At 64.0% G+C, this 15,000-nt stretch carries 14 protein-coding genes and 1 tRNA gene; 9 read left to right on the top strand and 6 right to left on the bottom strand.

Annotated elements, in window-relative coordinates; genetic code table 11:
• The first annotated feature begins 74 nt into the window (after positions 1–74).
• Positions 75–674 (top strand): TetR/AcrR family transcriptional regulator, encoded by a 600-nt coding sequence (locus BLS48_RS29255; RefSeq protein WP_091585369.1) that lies wholly within the window; start codon positions 75–77, stop codon positions 672–674.
• An 80-nt stretch (positions 675–754) separates the two neighbouring features.
• Here BLS48_RS29255 and BLS48_RS29250 read toward each other — a convergent pair whose 3' ends face one another.
• On the bottom strand, positions 755–1,690 hold the full coding sequence (locus BLS48_RS29250; RefSeq protein WP_091585367.1) for a peptidylprolyl isomerase: 936 nt from the start codon (positions 1,688–1,690) through the stop codon (positions 755–757).
• A gap of 265 nt (positions 1,691–1,955) precedes the next feature.
• Between BLS48_RS29250 and secA the strand changes: the two genes are divergently transcribed.
• Positions 1,956–4,688: a preprotein translocase subunit SecA gene (gene secA, locus BLS48_RS29245; protein WP_091585366.1), complete on the top strand. Its 2,733-nt coding sequence runs from the start codon at positions 1,956–1,958 to the stop codon at positions 4,686–4,688.
• A gap of 195 nt (positions 4,689–4,883) precedes the next feature.
• Here secA and BLS48_RS29240 read toward each other — a convergent pair whose 3' ends face one another.
• A complete protein-coding gene (locus tag BLS48_RS29240; RefSeq protein WP_244529956.1) occupies positions 4,884–5,030 on the bottom strand; it encodes a restriction endonuclease in 147 nt (48 codons plus the stop codon).
• 196 nt (positions 5,031–5,226) lie between these two features.
• Between BLS48_RS29240 and BLS48_RS29235 the strand changes: the two genes are divergently transcribed.
• Both BLS48_RS29235 and BLS48_RS29230 read left to right on the top strand, forming a co-directional pair.
• Positions 5,227–6,627: a lipopolysaccharide biosynthesis protein gene (locus BLS48_RS29235; RefSeq protein WP_091585365.1), complete on the top strand. Its 1,401-nt coding sequence runs from the start codon at positions 5,227–5,229 to the stop codon at positions 6,625–6,627.
• Positions 6,627–7,907: a GNAT family N-acetyltransferase gene (locus BLS48_RS29230; protein ID WP_091585362.1), complete on the top strand. Its 1,281-nt coding sequence runs from the start codon at positions 6,627–6,629 to the stop codon at positions 7,905–7,907. The genes BLS48_RS29235 and BLS48_RS29230 overlap by 1 nt, the downstream gene beginning before the upstream one ends.
• Before the next feature lie 287 nt (positions 7,908–8,194).
• On the opposite strand, the gene BLS48_RS29220 is transcribed toward BLS48_RS29230, so the two are convergent.
• Positions 8,195–8,279 (bottom strand) — tRNA-Leu (locus BLS48_RS29220).
• Between the two features lie 263 nt (positions 8,280–8,542).
• Here BLS48_RS29220 and BLS48_RS29215 point away from each other — a divergent pair.
• Both BLS48_RS29215 and BLS48_RS29210 read left to right on the top strand, forming a co-directional pair.
• Positions 8,543–9,130 (top strand): YqaA family protein, encoded by a 588-nt coding sequence (locus tag BLS48_RS29215; protein WP_091585360.1) that lies wholly within the window; start codon positions 8,543–8,545, stop codon positions 9,128–9,130.
• A gap of 88 nt (positions 9,131–9,218) precedes the next feature.
• Positions 9,219–9,737, top strand: coding sequence for a disulfide bond formation protein B (locus BLS48_RS29210; RefSeq protein ID WP_091585358.1), 519 nt, complete (start codon positions 9,219–9,221; stop codon positions 9,735–9,737).
• Between the two features lie 165 nt (positions 9,738–9,902).
• Here the strand turns inward: BLS48_RS29210 and BLS48_RS29205 are convergent, their stop codons facing one another.
• Entirely contained in the window at positions 9,903–10,460 is a 558-nt protein-coding gene (locus BLS48_RS29205) for an HNH endonuclease (protein WP_008874122.1), read from the bottom strand.
• A 128-nt stretch (positions 10,461–10,588) separates the two neighbouring features.
• The gene (locus BLS48_RS29200; protein ID WP_091585357.1) at positions 10,589–11,230 is read right to left on the bottom strand and encodes a DNA-3-methyladenine glycosylase family protein; all 642 of its coding nucleotides are present in this window, start codon (positions 11,228–11,230) and stop codon (positions 10,589–10,591) included.
• 73 nt (positions 11,231–11,303) lie between these two features.
• Between BLS48_RS29200 and gluQRS the strand changes: the two genes are divergently transcribed.
• Together gluQRS and BLS48_RS29190 are read left to right on the top strand one after the other, a co-directional pair.
• Positions 11,304–12,179 carry a tRNA glutamyl-Q(34) synthetase GluQRS gene (gene gluQRS, locus BLS48_RS29195; RefSeq protein ID WP_091585420.1) on the top strand — a complete coding sequence of 292 codons (876 nt, stop codon included), beginning with the start codon at positions 11,304–11,306 and terminating at the stop codon, positions 12,177–12,179.
• 151 nt (positions 12,180–12,330) lie between these two features.
• Complete coding sequence (locus BLS48_RS29190; protein WP_091585356.1) at positions 12,331–13,239, top strand: DMT family transporter; 909 nt, start codon at positions 12,331–12,333, stop codon at positions 13,237–13,239.
• On the opposite strand, the gene BLS48_RS29185 is transcribed toward BLS48_RS29190, so the two are convergent.
• A complete protein-coding gene (locus tag BLS48_RS29185; RefSeq protein WP_091585354.1) occupies positions 13,209–14,057 on the bottom strand; it encodes a YihY/virulence factor BrkB family protein in 849 nt (282 codons plus the stop codon). The genes BLS48_RS29190 and BLS48_RS29185 overlap by 31 nt on opposite strands.
• Before the next feature lie 59 nt (positions 14,058–14,116).
• Here BLS48_RS29185 and BLS48_RS29180 point away from each other — a divergent pair, with 59 nt between their 5' ends.
• Positions 14,117–14,983 carry an SDR family oxidoreductase gene (locus BLS48_RS29180; protein ID WP_091585352.1) on the top strand — a complete coding sequence of 289 codons (867 nt, stop codon included), beginning with the start codon at positions 14,117–14,119 and terminating at the stop codon, positions 14,981–14,983.
• The last annotated feature ends 17 nt before the right edge of the window (positions 14,984–15,000 follow it).

Raw genomic sequence — 15,000 nt, 5'->3', positions numbered from 1 at the left:
TGAAAACGGGCCGTTTCGTTTCGTCGCCAGTTCACCTATGATTGCCGACGAAATTGTTGGCGAGGACGACAGGAATGGCCGAAGACGCCGATCCGGCGCGCAAATCAATCGGTGCCCGGCGCAACCCCGACAGCGCTGGCGCCATTCTCGATGCAGCCGAAGCGGTGCTGGTCGAGGCCGGCTATGCCGGTTTCTCGATCGAGGCCGTGGCGCGGCGGGCCCGCGCCGGCAAACCCACCATCTACCGCTGGTGGCCGAGCAAGGCGGCACTGTTGCTCGAAGTCTACCAGCGGCAGAAGCGCGTCGACATTCCCGATACCGGAAGGCTCGAGGAGGATCTCGTCGGCTTCCTGAAAAACCTGTTCTCGCACTGGCGCGAGACATCGTCGGGCAGCGTGTTCAGGTCGCTGATCGCCGAGGCGCAGTCGGACGAAATCGCGGCCGCGGCCCTTGCCGACTATGCCAGGGGACGCCGGGCTCATACCGGCCAGATGGTGGAGCGCGCCAAGGCCAGGGGCGAAATTGCCGACAATGTCGATTCAGCGCTGGTCGCCGACCTGATCGCGTCGTTCGCCTGGACGCATCTGTTGACCAATCGTCTCGACGAGGACGAAGCGACGATGCGCAAGGCGGTCCACTACGTGATGCGAGGCATAGCCACGCCCGGCAAATAAAAACACGACTGGCACCGGGTCGACAAAAAAGGGCGCGGCAACCCTTGGCTGCCGCGCCCTTTTTAAAAAATCTTCCAAGCTTACTTGGCGCTTTCCAGCGTATCGACCGCCTTCTTCAGGTTGGCGTCCGGAATCTCGACCTTGGCGGCGCCGCGCAGCGACTTGACCAGCGCGAAATACTTGTCGCGGATGACCGCCTGCTTGGCCTGGTCCTTGACCTCGTCGAAGGCCGGCGGCTGCTTGGTGCGCTTGTCCTCGAGCTTGATGACATGCCAGCCAAACTGCGACTGCACCGGCTGCTCCGTGTATTTGCCCACTTCGAGCGCGAAGGCAGCCTTGTCGAACTCCGGCACCATCTGGCCAGGTCCGAACCAGCCGAGATCGCCGCCGCTCGTCTTGCCTGAGGGATCGCTGGTGTGCTCGTTGGCGAGCTTCTGGAAATCGGCGCCGCCGTCGAGCTGCTTGATGATGGCCTCCGCCTCTTCCTTCGTCTTCACGAGGATGTGACGGGCATGCACCTCGTTGACCGGCGGCGTGTTGGCGATTTCCTGGTCGTAGCGGGCGCGAACCTCTGCATCGGTGACCTTGTCGACGACGCCCTTCTCGACCATCTCGCCATGCAGCGCGCGCTGCTGCAGGAAGGCCATGCGGCGCTGGAAGTCGGGGGCCTTGTCGAGGCCGGTGGTGACTGCCTGGGCCGCCATGACGCGGATTTCGATGGCCGCCGAAAGCGCGGCGGCGCGGCGCTGCTCGGCCGGCAGCTGCGCGAACTGCTGCGACAGCTCGCCTTCGGCGAGCACGAGATCGGCCTCGGTCAAGGGCTGGCCGTTGATCGTGGCGACGACGGCGTTCGGGTCGACGGGTGCCGGGGCAGGTGCTGCTGCGGGGGCAGGTGCCGCGGCATCGGCCGGGGCGGGAGCGGTTTCCTGCGCCATCAGCGGCGACAGCGAAAGAGCCGACAGGCCGAATGCCAGGCCAAGGCTGGCGAGCGACGCGCGGCGGAACAACAAGGACATGAAGATGACTCCGGTGAGGGATTGTAAAAGAGCGGGGTGGCTTCCAGATCAGCCAGATTGTGGCGGAATTTGGCGCGACCGGCAGGGCCAGCGCGGCGTTGACATCAGTTGAGCCCCCTCTTATCTGTCCAACGACTTTGCGTCCAGAACCGTTTTCCGGGCGCTTTTTGTGTTTGCCCGTATTCAGGCGGTGCGTTCACGCGGAATTGATGGGGCCGGCCGGCGCCCGTCTCAAGATTGAGAATTCTATCGAAAGGACCATTGGATGGTCAGTCTCGGCGGTCTCGCCCGTAAGGTTTTCGGTTCCTCCAACGACCGTCGGGTCAAATCGACCCGGCCCCGTGTCGAGGCGATCAACGCCATGGAAAACGAGATGCGGGCGCTCTCCGACGAGGAGTTGGTCGGCCGCACCGCGAAATTCCGTCAGGACATCGCCAATGGCGCCACGCTCGATGACCTGCTGGTGCCTGCCTTTGCCACCGCCCGCGAGGCGGCGCGCCGTGTGCTCGGCATGCGTCCCTTCGATGTCCAGCTGATCGGCGGCATGGTGCTGCACAATGGCGGCATTGCCGAGATGCGCACCGGCGAGGGCAAGACCCTGGTCGCGACGCTGCCGGTCTACCTCAACGCGCTCGCCGGCAACGGCGTCCACGTCGTCACCGTCAACGACTATCTCGCCACACGCGACTCCGAATGGATGGGCCGCGTCTACAAGTTCCTCGGCCTCTCGGTCGGCGTCATCGTCCACGGCCTGTCCGACGAGGAACGTCGCGTCGCCTACGCCGCCGACGTTACCTACGCCACCAACAACGAGCTCGGCTTCGACTATCTGCGCGACAACATGAAGTACGAGCGCGCCCAGATGGTGCAGCGCGGCCACAATTACGCGATCGTCGACGAGGTCGATTCCATCCTGGTCGACGAGGCGCGCACACCGCTGATCATTTCCGGTCCGCTCGAGGACCGCTCGGAAATGTACAACACCATCGACACCTTCATCATCCAGTTGCAGCCGCAGGACTACGAGATCGACGAAAAGCAGAAGACCTCGATCTTCACCGAGGAAGGCACCGAGAAGCTGGAGAACCTGCTGCGCGACGCCGGCCTGCTGAAGGGCGAGTCGCTCTACGACGTCGAGAACGTCGCCATCGTCCACCACGTCAACAATGCGCTGAAGGCGCACCGGCTGTTCCAGAAGGACAAGGACTACATCGTCCGCAACGACGAGATCGTCATCATCGACGAGTTCACCGGCCGCATGATGCCCGGCCGCCGCTATTCGGAAGGCCTGCACCAGGCGCTCGAGGCCAAGGAGCACGTGACGATCCAGCCGGAGAACCAGACGCTGGCCTCCGTCACCTTCCAGAACTATTTCCGCCTCTACAAGAAGCTCGCCGGCATGACCGGCACGGCGCTGACCGAGGCCGAGGAATTCGGCAACATCTACAATCTCGACGTCACCGAAATCCCGACCAACCTGCCGGTCATCCGCAAGGACGAGGACGACGAGGTCTACCGGACGGTCGAGGAAAAATACAAGGCGATCGTCAAGGAGATCCGCGAAGCCAGCGCCAAGGGCCAGCCGACGCTGGTCGGCACCACCTCGATCGAGAAGTCCGAGCAGCTGGCCGAGCGCCTGCGCAAGGAAGGCTTCAAGGATTTCGAGGTGCTGAACGCCCGCCACCACGAGCGCGAGGCGGCGATCGTCGCTCAGGCCGGCAAGCCGGGCGCCATCACCATCGCCACCAACATGGCCGGCCGCGGCACCGACATCCAGCTCGGCGGCAACGCCGACATGCGCATCGCCGACGAGCTGGGCGATATGCCTGAAGGGCCCGAGCGCGAGGCCATGGAAAAGGCGATCCGTGACGACGTCGCCAGGCTGAAGGAAAAGGCGCTGGCGGCCGGCGGCCTTTATGTGCTCGCCACCGAACGCCACGAATCGCGCCGCATCGACAACCAGCTGCGCGGCCGCTCCGGCCGCCAGGGCGATCCCGGCCGCTCGAAATTCTTCCTGTCGCTGCAGGATGACCTGATGCGCATCTTCGGGTCCGAGCGCATGGACGGCATGCTGCAGAAGCTCGGCCTCAAGGAAGACGAGGCGATCATCCATCCGTGGATCAACAAGGCGCTGGAAAAGGCGCAGAAGAAGGTCGAGGCGCGCAACTTCGACATCCGCAAGAACCTGTTGAAGTATGACGACGTCTCCAATGACCAGCGCAAGGTGGTGTTCGAGCAGCGCATCGAGCTGATGGACGGCGAGGGCCTGCCCGAGATCATCGCCGAGATGCGCGAGGGCGTCATCGACGAGATCGTCGCCAAGGCCATTCCCGAAAACGCCTATGCCGAGCAGTGGGATGTCGCGGGCCTGAAGGCCGAGGTCGCCGAATTCCTCAATCTCGACCTGCCCGTCGACGAGTGGGCCAAGGAAGAGGGCATCGCCGAGGACGACATCCGCGAGCGCATCACCCAGGCCGCCGACGCCGCCGCCAAGGAGCGCGCCGACCGTTTCGGCCCCGAGGTGATGACCTATGTCGAGCGTTCGGTGGTGCTGCAGACACTCGATCATCTGTGGCGCGAGCACATCGTCAATCTCGACCATCTGCGTTCGGTCGTCGGCTTCCGCGGCTACGCCCAGCGCGATCCGCTGCAGGAATACAAGGGCGAGGCGTTCGAGCTGTTTCAGGCGATGCTCGGCAATCTGCGCCAGGCCGTCACCGCGCAGTTGATGCGCGTCGAGCTGGTCCGCCAGGCCGCCGAAGCGCCGCCACCCGAGGCGCCCGACATGTTCGGCACGCATATCGACGGCACCACCGGCGAGAACGATTTTGAAGGCGGCGAGACCGCCCTACTGGTCCGCCCGGATGCGACCGCCATCGTTGCTCCCGAGGACCGCGACCCGAACAACCCGGCGACCTGGGGCAAGATCGGCCGCAACGAAGCCTGCCCGTGCGGCTCCGGCAAGAAGTACAAGCATTGCCACGGCGCGTTCGCGTAAGGCGCTTTTTCCTTCTCCCCGTTCACGGGGGTGAGGCGTGGTCCGCGCAGCGGACGAAAAGCCAATTGCTTGGCTTTTCGAACAACGAACGCCCGGAGCGATAGCGAAGGGCTTGCCCGCAGGGCCGGATGAGGGGCAGCGCTGAGTTTCGAAATCGGCGTCGCTAAAACCCCGCGAATGCCATCTCCTCGACGGTCACTCGAACATCTTCATGCACGCCGACCTTCCATCGCCGTCGACCAAGTTGATGGCCGGAGCCCCGTCGCGCACAGCCTCGCGCCGAGCATCAGCGGTAGATGTTCCGGTGGTGATAACAAGGCCCTTGTCGGCTCGCCCCGCCATCATGCCACGAAAGCCGAGCACAGGCGCGGCTGGACCGGAACAGCGCAAATCTCCGTAAGCCGACTCCGCCCCTCATCCGCCTGCCGGCACCTTCTCCCCGTGAACGGGGCGAAGAGAGAACCCACCCAACCGTTTCTTAAGGTGTCTCCGCTACACCAAACCCTGAAAAAGAGGCGGAAAACGGAGAATAATCGGGGTGCGCTTTTCCGCGGCCACGACAGCCGGGCGGTTCCTGCCGCAGCGTATGGCGCTGCGCATCGGGCCATGGCTTGACCGCATCGACGCCGTGCTGTTCACCGCCGACGAGCGCGGCGAGGCCGGCCGCATGTCGGTCATCGCCTTCTCCATCCGCATCATCAGTGCCGTCATCGCCTTCGTCAGCCAGGTGCTGATGGCGCGCTGGATAGGCTCGTTCGAGTACGGCATCTTCGTCCTCGTCTGGGTGACGATGGTCATCGTCGGCAACCTCGCCTGCCTCGGCTTCCACACGTCGGTCATCCGTTTCATCCCCGAATACCGCGAGCGCGGCTTGATGGACGAACTGCGCGGCATCGTGCTGGCCAGCCGCCTGTTCGTGCTGATCGCCTCGACGATCATCGCCGGGCTCGGCGCGCTCGGCGTCTGGCTGGCTTCGCCATGGATTGAAAACTACTACGTGATACCGTTCATCCTCGGCGTCATTTGCCTGCCGATGATCGCGCTCTCGGATCTGTTGCAAGGCCAGGCCAGGGCGAACAGCTGGGCGTTGTTCGCCCTGTCGCCGACCTATCTGGTGCGGCCGGTGTTGATCCTGCTGTTCATGGCGCTGATGCTGCTGGCGGGTTACGCCCCCGATGCCAGGACGGCGATATTCGCCTCGATCGCCGCCACCTACGTCACCACGCTCGGTCAACTCATCGGCGTCACCCATCGCCTGGAAAAGCGGATTCCGGCTGGGCCGATGAAGGTGCATTTCGCCGAATGGTTCGTCGTCTCGCTGCCGATCTTCCTGGTCGAGAGCTTCTTCTTCCTGCTCACCAATGCCGACGTGCTGATGGTCGGCGCCTATATGGATCCCAACGACGTCGCCATCTATTTCGCAACCGTCAAGACGCTGGCGCTGGTGCATTTCGTCTATTTCGCCGTCAAGGCCGGCGTTGCCCAGCGCTATGCGCAGTTCACCCATGGCGAGCCGGAGAAACTTGCCGCCTTCGCCCGCGAGACGGTGTCGTGGACATTCTGGCCGTCGCTGTTGATGGCGACGCTGGTGCTGGCGCTGGGCGAGCCGATGCTGGTGCTGTTCGGCCCCGAATTCACCAGCGGCTATCCGCTGCTGTTCCTGCTCGTCTTCGGCGTCGTGGCGCGGGCCGCCGTCGGCCCTTGCGAAAGCCTGCTGACGATGAGCGGCAACCAGAACATCTGCGCCGCCGTCTATGCCATGACGCTGGCCTTCAACATCGCTCTCAACGTGGTGCTGATTCCGCTTTTCGGCCTGTGGGGCGCGGCGATGGCCACCGCCTTTGCCATGATCTTCGAGGCCAGCGCGCTGTCCTTCACGGTCTGGCGCCAGCTCGGCATCGTCATGCTCATCTTCGTGCCCGCGAAAGGAGCCGCGTGATGGCCGCCGTCCCGTTGCTCGAGGAAACCAGTGGCGGTACCGCCGGCGCGATGGTGTCCGGCCTTGCCGGGCTGACCCGCGACGCCGATCCCGCCCATATCGAAATCCTCGCCAACAACCGGCCCGAGCGCAAACTGGCCATCTACCCGGCGTCGGCCGGCTTCGACCTAGTCGAGGAACTCGACTATCTGTGCGCCCGCACGATCGAGCCGAACGTCTTCTTCAATCCGCGTTTCCTGGCGCCCGCCATGCCCCGGCTGGAGGATCGCGAGGTGCGGCTGGCGGTCATCCGCGACGGCGACGAATACCGCAACCGGCTGCGCCTGCTGGTGCCGTTCTCGGTTGAGCGGCCGGTGATGCCGCTCGGTGTTCCGGTCATGCGCACATGGTCGAGCCCGTTCGGTCCCCTCGGCACGCCATTGGTCGACCGCGACGACCCGGTCGGCGTCGTCGAGGATTTCTTCGCGATGCTGTCACGCCCGCACCTCAAGCTGCCGAAAGTGTTCGTCCTGCCCGACATCCGGCTCGACGGCCAGGTGGCGAGCCTGCTTGCCACCGTGGCCGAGACGCGCGGCCTGATGCTGGTCACCACCGGCGAGACCCAGCGACCCGTGCTGGAGAGCGCGCTCGACGGAGAGGACTATCTGAAGGCCTCGCTGCGCTCGCACCATTATCGCGAGTTCCGCCGCCTGAAGCGGCGCCTTGGCGACCTCGGCAGGCTGGATCATATCGTGGCGCGCGGGCCTGAAGAAATCCGCCATGCCATCGAAAGCTTCCTGACGCTGGAAGCGGCCGGCTGGAAAGGTCGCGAACGCACCGCCATGGCGATCGACCGCTACCGTGCCGCCTTTGCCCGCGAAGCCGTGCACCGGCTGGCCGAGCAGGACATGTGCCGCATCCATTCGCTGACGCTCGACGGCCGCACCATCGCTTGCCTGATCGTCTTCGTCGAAGCTGGCGTCGCCTACACCTGGAAGACGGCCTATGACGAGACGCTGTCAGCCTATTCGCCGGGCACGCTGCTGATGATCGAGGTGACGAAGCAGCATCTCGACGATCCCAACATCATGATGACCGATTCCTGCGCCGTGCCCGACCATCCGGTGATGAGCCGGCTGTGGACCGAGCGCAAGCCAATGGGCACGCTGGTGATCGGACTGACGCCCGATGCCGACCGGCTCACCCGCCAGGCCGCCTCGCAACTGCATCTCTACCGCGAGACCCGCAACATGGCCCGCCTGTTGCGCAACCGGATGAAGAGCTTGTTGAAACGGCGGTAGACCATGACCTCGACCTTTCGCGGCTGGATGGACGCGGCAAGGTCTTCCATGTCGCCGACATAGTGAACGACGGGCGTGATCGACGGAGACAGCTTTTCCGAGATCGGCTTCATCGCCACCGGTATCGGAACGCACGGGTTTGTCGTGAGCCGTGACGGGACAAAGCTCTTCGTTTCGAACTGCGGCTCGCACAAGTGGAGCAAGGCCGTTCGAAGGGGCCAGGCAGCGTGATTCGCAGGGCCACACCGGCAACATGCGCTGAGCGCTAACGGCTCGATAGAATGAAATGGTGCCCCTAGCCGGGATCGAACCAGCACTCCTTGCGGAACTCGATTTTGAGTCGAGCGCGTCTACCAATTCCGCCATAGGGGCTCAGGCCGGGCGGCCTGGATGGGCGCGGACTATACGGTCGGAGGCCTGTTCGTCAACTGGCCAATTCTCAGGTGCCCCGGATGCGACCAAACTGCGCCTTTCGATTTCGTGATGGTGCTGCCATTGTGCAGCGCGGAAAATCTTTCTAGACAGGCGGCGCATCAAGGCGCGGCCTGTCTGAAAGGACGGATGGCGTGCTTTGGGTTCCTTGTCTTGTCCCGAAACCGCTGCGCACTTTTGGGCGACACGCATTAGGAGTGCCGATGCTTCGCGGACTGTACGACTGGACCTTGTCGCTGGCGGCCAGGAAATCCGCCGAATGGTGGCTGGCCTTCATCGCTTTCGTCGAAAGCTCGGTGTTTCTGGTGCCGGCCGACGTGCTGTTCTTGCCGATGGCGCTGTCGCGGCCGGATCGCGCCTACCGCTATGCGCTGATCGCCACCGTCGCCTCGGTGCTTGGCGGCATCGCCGGCTGGTTCATCGGCCACTACGCCTATGACGCGGTGGCGAGGCCCATCCTCGAATTCTACGGCAAGTATGACGAATTCGAACAGTTGCGCACCTCGTCGGGCATTGGCTTCATCATCCTGATGCTGGTCACTTCGGGCGCCGCCCATTTGCCGCCGATCAAGGTGGTGACCATCCTGTCCGGCGTCATCGGCGTCAATCTGGCGCTGTTCATCGTGCTGGCGATCGTGGCGCGCGGCGCCCGCTTCCTGCTGCTGGCCTGGCTGTTGCGCCGCTACGGCGAGCCGATCCGCGAGTTCATCGAAAAGCGCCTTGGCCTGATCGCAGGTGCCGCAGCGGCTGCCCTGATTTTGCTCTATATCCTGGTCAAATACGCCCTCTAGACATGTCGCCCGAGAGTGCCCGGCGGTTTTGGGCGACATGGATAAAACGAGACTGAGCGGGCGGCGAACGCAAACGGACGAAAGACCCATGACAGCGACCACGAATGCCGACACCGGACGCCAGCGGACGCGGACCGCCTTGTTTCTCGCAGTCGCCATGGCCGCCACGGTCGGCTCGGCGCTGGGCTTCCAGTATCTCGGCGGCTACATCCCCTGCCACCTTTGCCTCCAACAGCGCACGCCCTACTATGTCGGCGTGCCGTTGATGGTGCTGGCGGTGCTTGCATCAACGCTGCAAGCGCCCGCATGGGTGACACGCGGCCTGCTGGCCATCGGCGGCCTGCTGATGCTCTACGGCCTCTATCTCGGGGTCTACCATTCCGGCGTCGAATGGGCGTGGTGGGCAGGCCCGACCGATTGCACCGCGGGCGCAGGGCCGGTCGATACCGGCGGCAAAGGCGTGCTCGACGCGCTCGACAAATTCGTGCCGCCCTCCTGCGACAAGGCGGCGCTGCGCATCCTCGGCCTGTCGCTGGCCGGCTGGAACGCGATCGCCAGCCTTGTCCTCGCCGCCGTCGCCTTCCGTGGCGCCCTCACCCGCGACTGATTGAATTCGATTGAGTCCCACGGCGCAGGGTTCGAGCAAAAATTCGGCAGGCTGAGTCGCGTGGCACGGCTTTCGAGAACCGGAGCGGAGCGTACTTAAGTACGTGAGCACCGGAAGCGCAGAAAGCTGCGCCAAGCGGCCTGCATGGCGGATTTGTGCCGAACGTTATGGTTCGAGTTCGACATCCCAGTAGAGATAATCCATCCAGCTCTCATGCAGATGGTTGGGCGGGAACAGGCGGCCGTTGTTGTGCAGGTCGTGCACCGTCGGCTGGTAGGGCTTCTGCAGCGGCCACATCTTGGCGTGCGCCGGCATCATGCCGCCCTTCCTGAGATTGCATGGCGAACAGGCGGCGACGACATTCTCCCACGTCGTCGCGCCGCCACGATGGCGGGGGATGACGTGATCGAAGGTCAGATCCTCCGGCGTGCCGCAATATTGGCACTGGAAGCGGTCGCGCAGGAAGACATTGAAGCGGGTGAAGGCCGGATGCCTGGACGGCTTCACATAGGCCTTGAGGCTGACGACGCTCGGCAGCTTCATCGAGAAGGTCGGCGAGGATACGGCGTGCTCGTATTCGGCGACGATATTCACCCGGTCGAGGAACACCGCCTTGATGGCGTCCTGCCACGACCAGAGCGACAAGGGGTAATAGCTGAGCGGACGGTAATCCGCATTCAGCACCAGCGCTGGAAGCCCATCCGGAGATACGGCAACCGTCACGTGTTGACCTCCTTCGTTCTAGGACCGAACGGCGCGGATACTGTAAGCCCGACATGACAGGGATGTGAAGCGGATTGTCGCGTCGCTGAAGCGCCAAAAACGCATGATTTTTATGCCTTTTCGCGGATTCAGGCCGGGGGCGCGGCATCCCGCCCCCTGGTTTCGCGATAATAGGACCAGAAAAGCCGCGATGCGACACCTCGCCACGGGCTCCATGATTCGGCCAATGCGATCAGCGTTTTCTCCGGCGGACGCGGGTCAATGCCGAGCGCGTGGCCGACCGCGCTCTGCAAGGCGACGTCGCGCGCGGGGAAGATATCGGGGTGGCCGGCGGCGAACAAAAGATACACTTCCGCCGTCCAGGGACCGATGCCGGGCACCGCCGTCATCGTCGTGATCGCCTCCTGGGCATCGAGCGAACAGAGGTGGTGGAGGTCGAGGCCGCCGACCACGGCCTGGGCAACGGCGATCAGGCCACGCTGCTTCGGCCGCGACAGCCCGGCCTCGCGAAAAATGTCCTCGCCGGCGGCAAGGATCGCCTGCGGCGTCAAGGGATCGACGAGCCTGGTCAGCCGGCCGAAGATGGCATCGGCACTGGCGCGGGACACTTGCTGTGAGACGACGATCGAGGCGAGGCTCCTGAACCCTGGCTCGGAGAGCCGCAGCGGCACTTCGCCTGCCATGCCGCGCACTTTTTCCAGCCGTGGGTCGATCACGCAAAGCGCGTCGAGCCCCCGTGCAATGTCGTCGAGCGTGGCGATGCGTTGCATGCTTTCTTGTTCCTTGATCCTCTACAAGGTAGCAATTGGCGAAGCGCCGCAAAATATGATTGCCGCCGGACAGATGACACTCCTGACATTCCGCTTCGCGCCCAGCCCCAACGGCGAACTGCATCTCGGCCATGCCTATTCGGCGCTGCTCAATCAAAAAATGGCGCGCGCCGCCGGCGGTCGGCTGCTGCTGCGCATCGAGGACATCGACACGACGCGCTGCACGCCGCAATTCGAGGCAGGCATGCTAGCCGATCTGAAGTGGCTGGGGCTTGTCTGGGAACAGCCGGTGCGCCGCCAGTCCGAGCATTTCGCCGAGTATGGGACGATGCTTGACCGGCTGATCCGCGAGGAGCTCGTCTACCCCGCCTTCATGAGCCGTGGCGAAATCCGCGCCTTCATCGCCGGCAGTGAACAGCGCGGGCGCGACTGGCCGCGCGATCCCGACGGCGTGCCGCTCTATCCCCCGGCCGACAAGGCGCTGCCGGTGAAGGAACGCAAGCGACGGATCGCCGAGAACGCTCCCTTCGCCTGGCGGCTGGATGTCGGCGCCGCCATAGCGCGTGTCGGCAAGGACCTCGCATGGGCCGAATTCGTCGATGAGACGCTTTCCGCGACGCGCTCCGTCGAAGCCCGTCCGCAGGACTGGGGCGACGTGATCGTGGCGCGCCGCGATATCCCGACCAGCTATCACCTCGCGGTCGTCATGGACGATGCGCTGCAAGGCGTCAGCCATGTCGTGCGCGGACAGGATCTGTTTTCCGCCACCGGCGTACAGCGCCTGCTGCAGGAAATCCTGGAACTGCCCCAACCCAGCTATTTCCATCATCGACTCATTCTCGGGCCGGACGGGCGAAAGCTGTCGAAGAGCCTGAAGGACACGGGCCTTGCCGCCTTGCGCGATGCCGGTGCGTCGCCTGATGATATTAGAGGGATGGTCGGTCTCTGAGGCCTGCCAATCTCTGGGAAAACCCATGTCGACTGCACCGCCGGTTGAATTCCAGTGATGCATGGATCAATCGTTTCGCTTTGCGCGCCGGGTTGAACCGCATTAGAGCATCGCCTCGGTCAATTCTCACCAGCGCGGCGGTCTCCGGAAAATGCACAGCATCAAGCGGTTCATCCCCGCCACCTTCGTTGTCCTGTGGGCAACCGGCTTCATCGGCGCACGCTACGCCATGCCATGGGCGGAGCCGTTCACCTTCCTCGCCGCGCGTTTCGTCATAGCGGCCATCCTGCTGGCTGTCCTGATGCCCGTGCTGGGCTCGAAGCGAGCCACGCGCGAGGAAGCGCTGCATGCCACCGGCGCCGGCATCCTGATGCATGGTGTCTATCTCGGCGCCGTCTTCTGGGCCATCCACAGGGGCATGCCGGCCGGGTTCTCGGCCCTGATCGTCGGCTTGCAGCCGCTGATCACGGCCGTTCTTGCCGGCAAGTTCCTTGGCGAGGCGATCTTGCCGCGCCACTGGGCCGGCCTTGGCATCGGCCTCATCGGCATCGTCATCGTGCTGTGGCCAAAGCTCGGGGCACTCGGCGGCGGCGTGACGGCGGCCACGCTGGCCGCCTCGCTGGTCTCGGTGCTCGGCATGAGCGCCGGCACCATCTGGCAGAAGCGCTTCGCCTCCGGCGGCGACCTCGTCGCGGCGACCATGTGGCAATACGTCGGCGGTGCCTCACTGATGATATTGGCCTCGCTCGCTTTTGAAACACACACCGTGGTCATCAACGGCGAATTGATCTTCGCCATGGCCTGGCTGGTGCTGGTGCTGTCGCTCGGAGCCATCTTCCTCTTGATGGTGATGATCCGCGACGGCGAGATGTCGAAAGTCGCCTCGCTGTTCTACCTGGTGCCGGCGGTGACGGCCATCATCGCCTGGGCCCTGTTCGACGAGCAGCTCAATGCGCTGCAGATTGTCGGCATGGCGATTACGACCTTCGGCGTTGGCCTGGCAACGGCTCGACAGACCAAGGCACAGAATCAGCCGACTCGGGCGCGCGCCTCCAGGTAGCGGCTGATCGCGGCATTGAGCTCGCCGCCAAGGATGAAGATCGCCGAGATCATATAGAGGAAAACCACCGCGATCATGATCGAGGCAAGGCCGGCATAGGTCGTCACATAGGACGAGAAGTGATCGAGATAGGAGGCGAAAACGGTCGAGCCGACAAGCCATGCCGCCAACGTGAAGATGATGCCCGGCACGATCGACACGAGGCGGCGCTTGCCCGCCGGGAGCCAGAAATGCACGGCAAACAGCCCGCCGACAATGACCACCGAGGCGATGACGTAACGCCATAGCGTGATCGTGCCCATATAGGGCTTGATACCTTCGATATGGGCTTCGGCGAGCCGCGCCAGCAGCGGCGCGAAAACCAGAAGCACGCTGATCGCCAGGAACCCGGCCGTCGCGATCAGCACGAAGACAATGCTCTGCACCCGGCGGTAGATGATGCCACGCGTTTCCGATACGCGATAGGCGCGGTTGAGCGAGGTGCGCAGCGCCTCGATGCCATTGGAAGCAAAGTAGGCGGCCAGCAGCACGCCGTAGGTCAAAAGGTCGGTGCGCCTGACGGTCAGCACATTGAGCACTTCACGTGCGATCGGCTTGGCGATCTGTTCGGGCCAGGTGTCGAAGACCAGGTGCACCGCCGTATCGGAGAACGCCTGCGCGCCAAGGAAGCTGGCGAGCGTCGTGGCAAAGATCAGGAACGGGAACAGCGCCATCAGTGAGGTGATCGCCAGATGGCTGGCCATCGCCCAGCCGTCATCGGTGTTGAAATGGCCGAGCGCGTCATAGAGAACGCGCTTGAGGGCTACGATCTTCCGCATTGAGAACCGCGTCCCTCCAATTGTCTCCACGCCGGGAATATGGGAAGGGATTGCGGCAAATGGCAACCCTTGGCGAAACCACGAACAGTCAGGCGCAAGAATTGCGCTCGATCATCGTCACCGGCGCATCCTCGGGAATAGGCGCCCACTGCGCGCGTGCGTTGAAGACCGAAGGCTGGCGGGTGTTCGCGACGGCGCGCAAACCTGAGGATATCGCCGCGCTCGAGGCTGACGGCATCGAGGCCTTCTATCTCGACTATAGTGAAGCGGCATCCATTGAGGCGCTGGTTGCATCGGTTCTGGAGCGCACGGGCGGCAAGCTCGATGCCCTGTTCAACAATGGCGCCTACGCTCAGCCCGGCGCCGTCGAGGACTTGGCCGTTGCGGTGCTCAAGGAGCAATTCGAGGCGAATTTCTTCGGCTGGCATGACCTGACCCGCCGTCTGGTGCCGGTGATGCGCCGTCAGGGTCATGGCCGCATCGTCCATTGTTCGTCGATCCTCGGCCTGACGCCGGTGCGCTTCCGTGGCGCCTATTCGGCGTCGAAACACGCGCTGGAGGCCTTGATGCTTTGCCAGCGCCAGGAATTGGCCGGCAGCGGCGTCCATGTCGCGCTGATCGAGCCGGGGCCGGTGACATCGAAGATCGCCAGCAACGGCCTGGCGTGGTTCTTGAAGAACATCGACCACGAGAATTCCGTGCATCGCGCCGACTACCAGGCGCAGCTGGAACGGTTGAGGGCCGGCGGCAGCCAATCGCGGCTGAAACCTGGGCCGGAAGTGGTTCACAAGGCCCTGCGCCATGCACTTCTGTCGCGGCGCCCACGTCCGCACTATGTGGTAACAGTGCCGGCCAGAATCGGCGTCGTGCTCAAGCGCATCCTGCCGTCATCGATGCTCTATCGCCTGCTCGCCAAACGCGCCTGACGCAAGGGAACTGGGAA

The sequence above is a fragment of the Mesorhizobium qingshengii genome (assembly GCF_900103325.1).
GTDB classification, from domain to species: domain Bacteria; phylum Pseudomonadota; class Alphaproteobacteria; order Rhizobiales; family Rhizobiaceae; genus Mesorhizobium; species Mesorhizobium qingshengii.
This window is presented reverse-complemented; position numbering and strand designations above follow the sequence as displayed.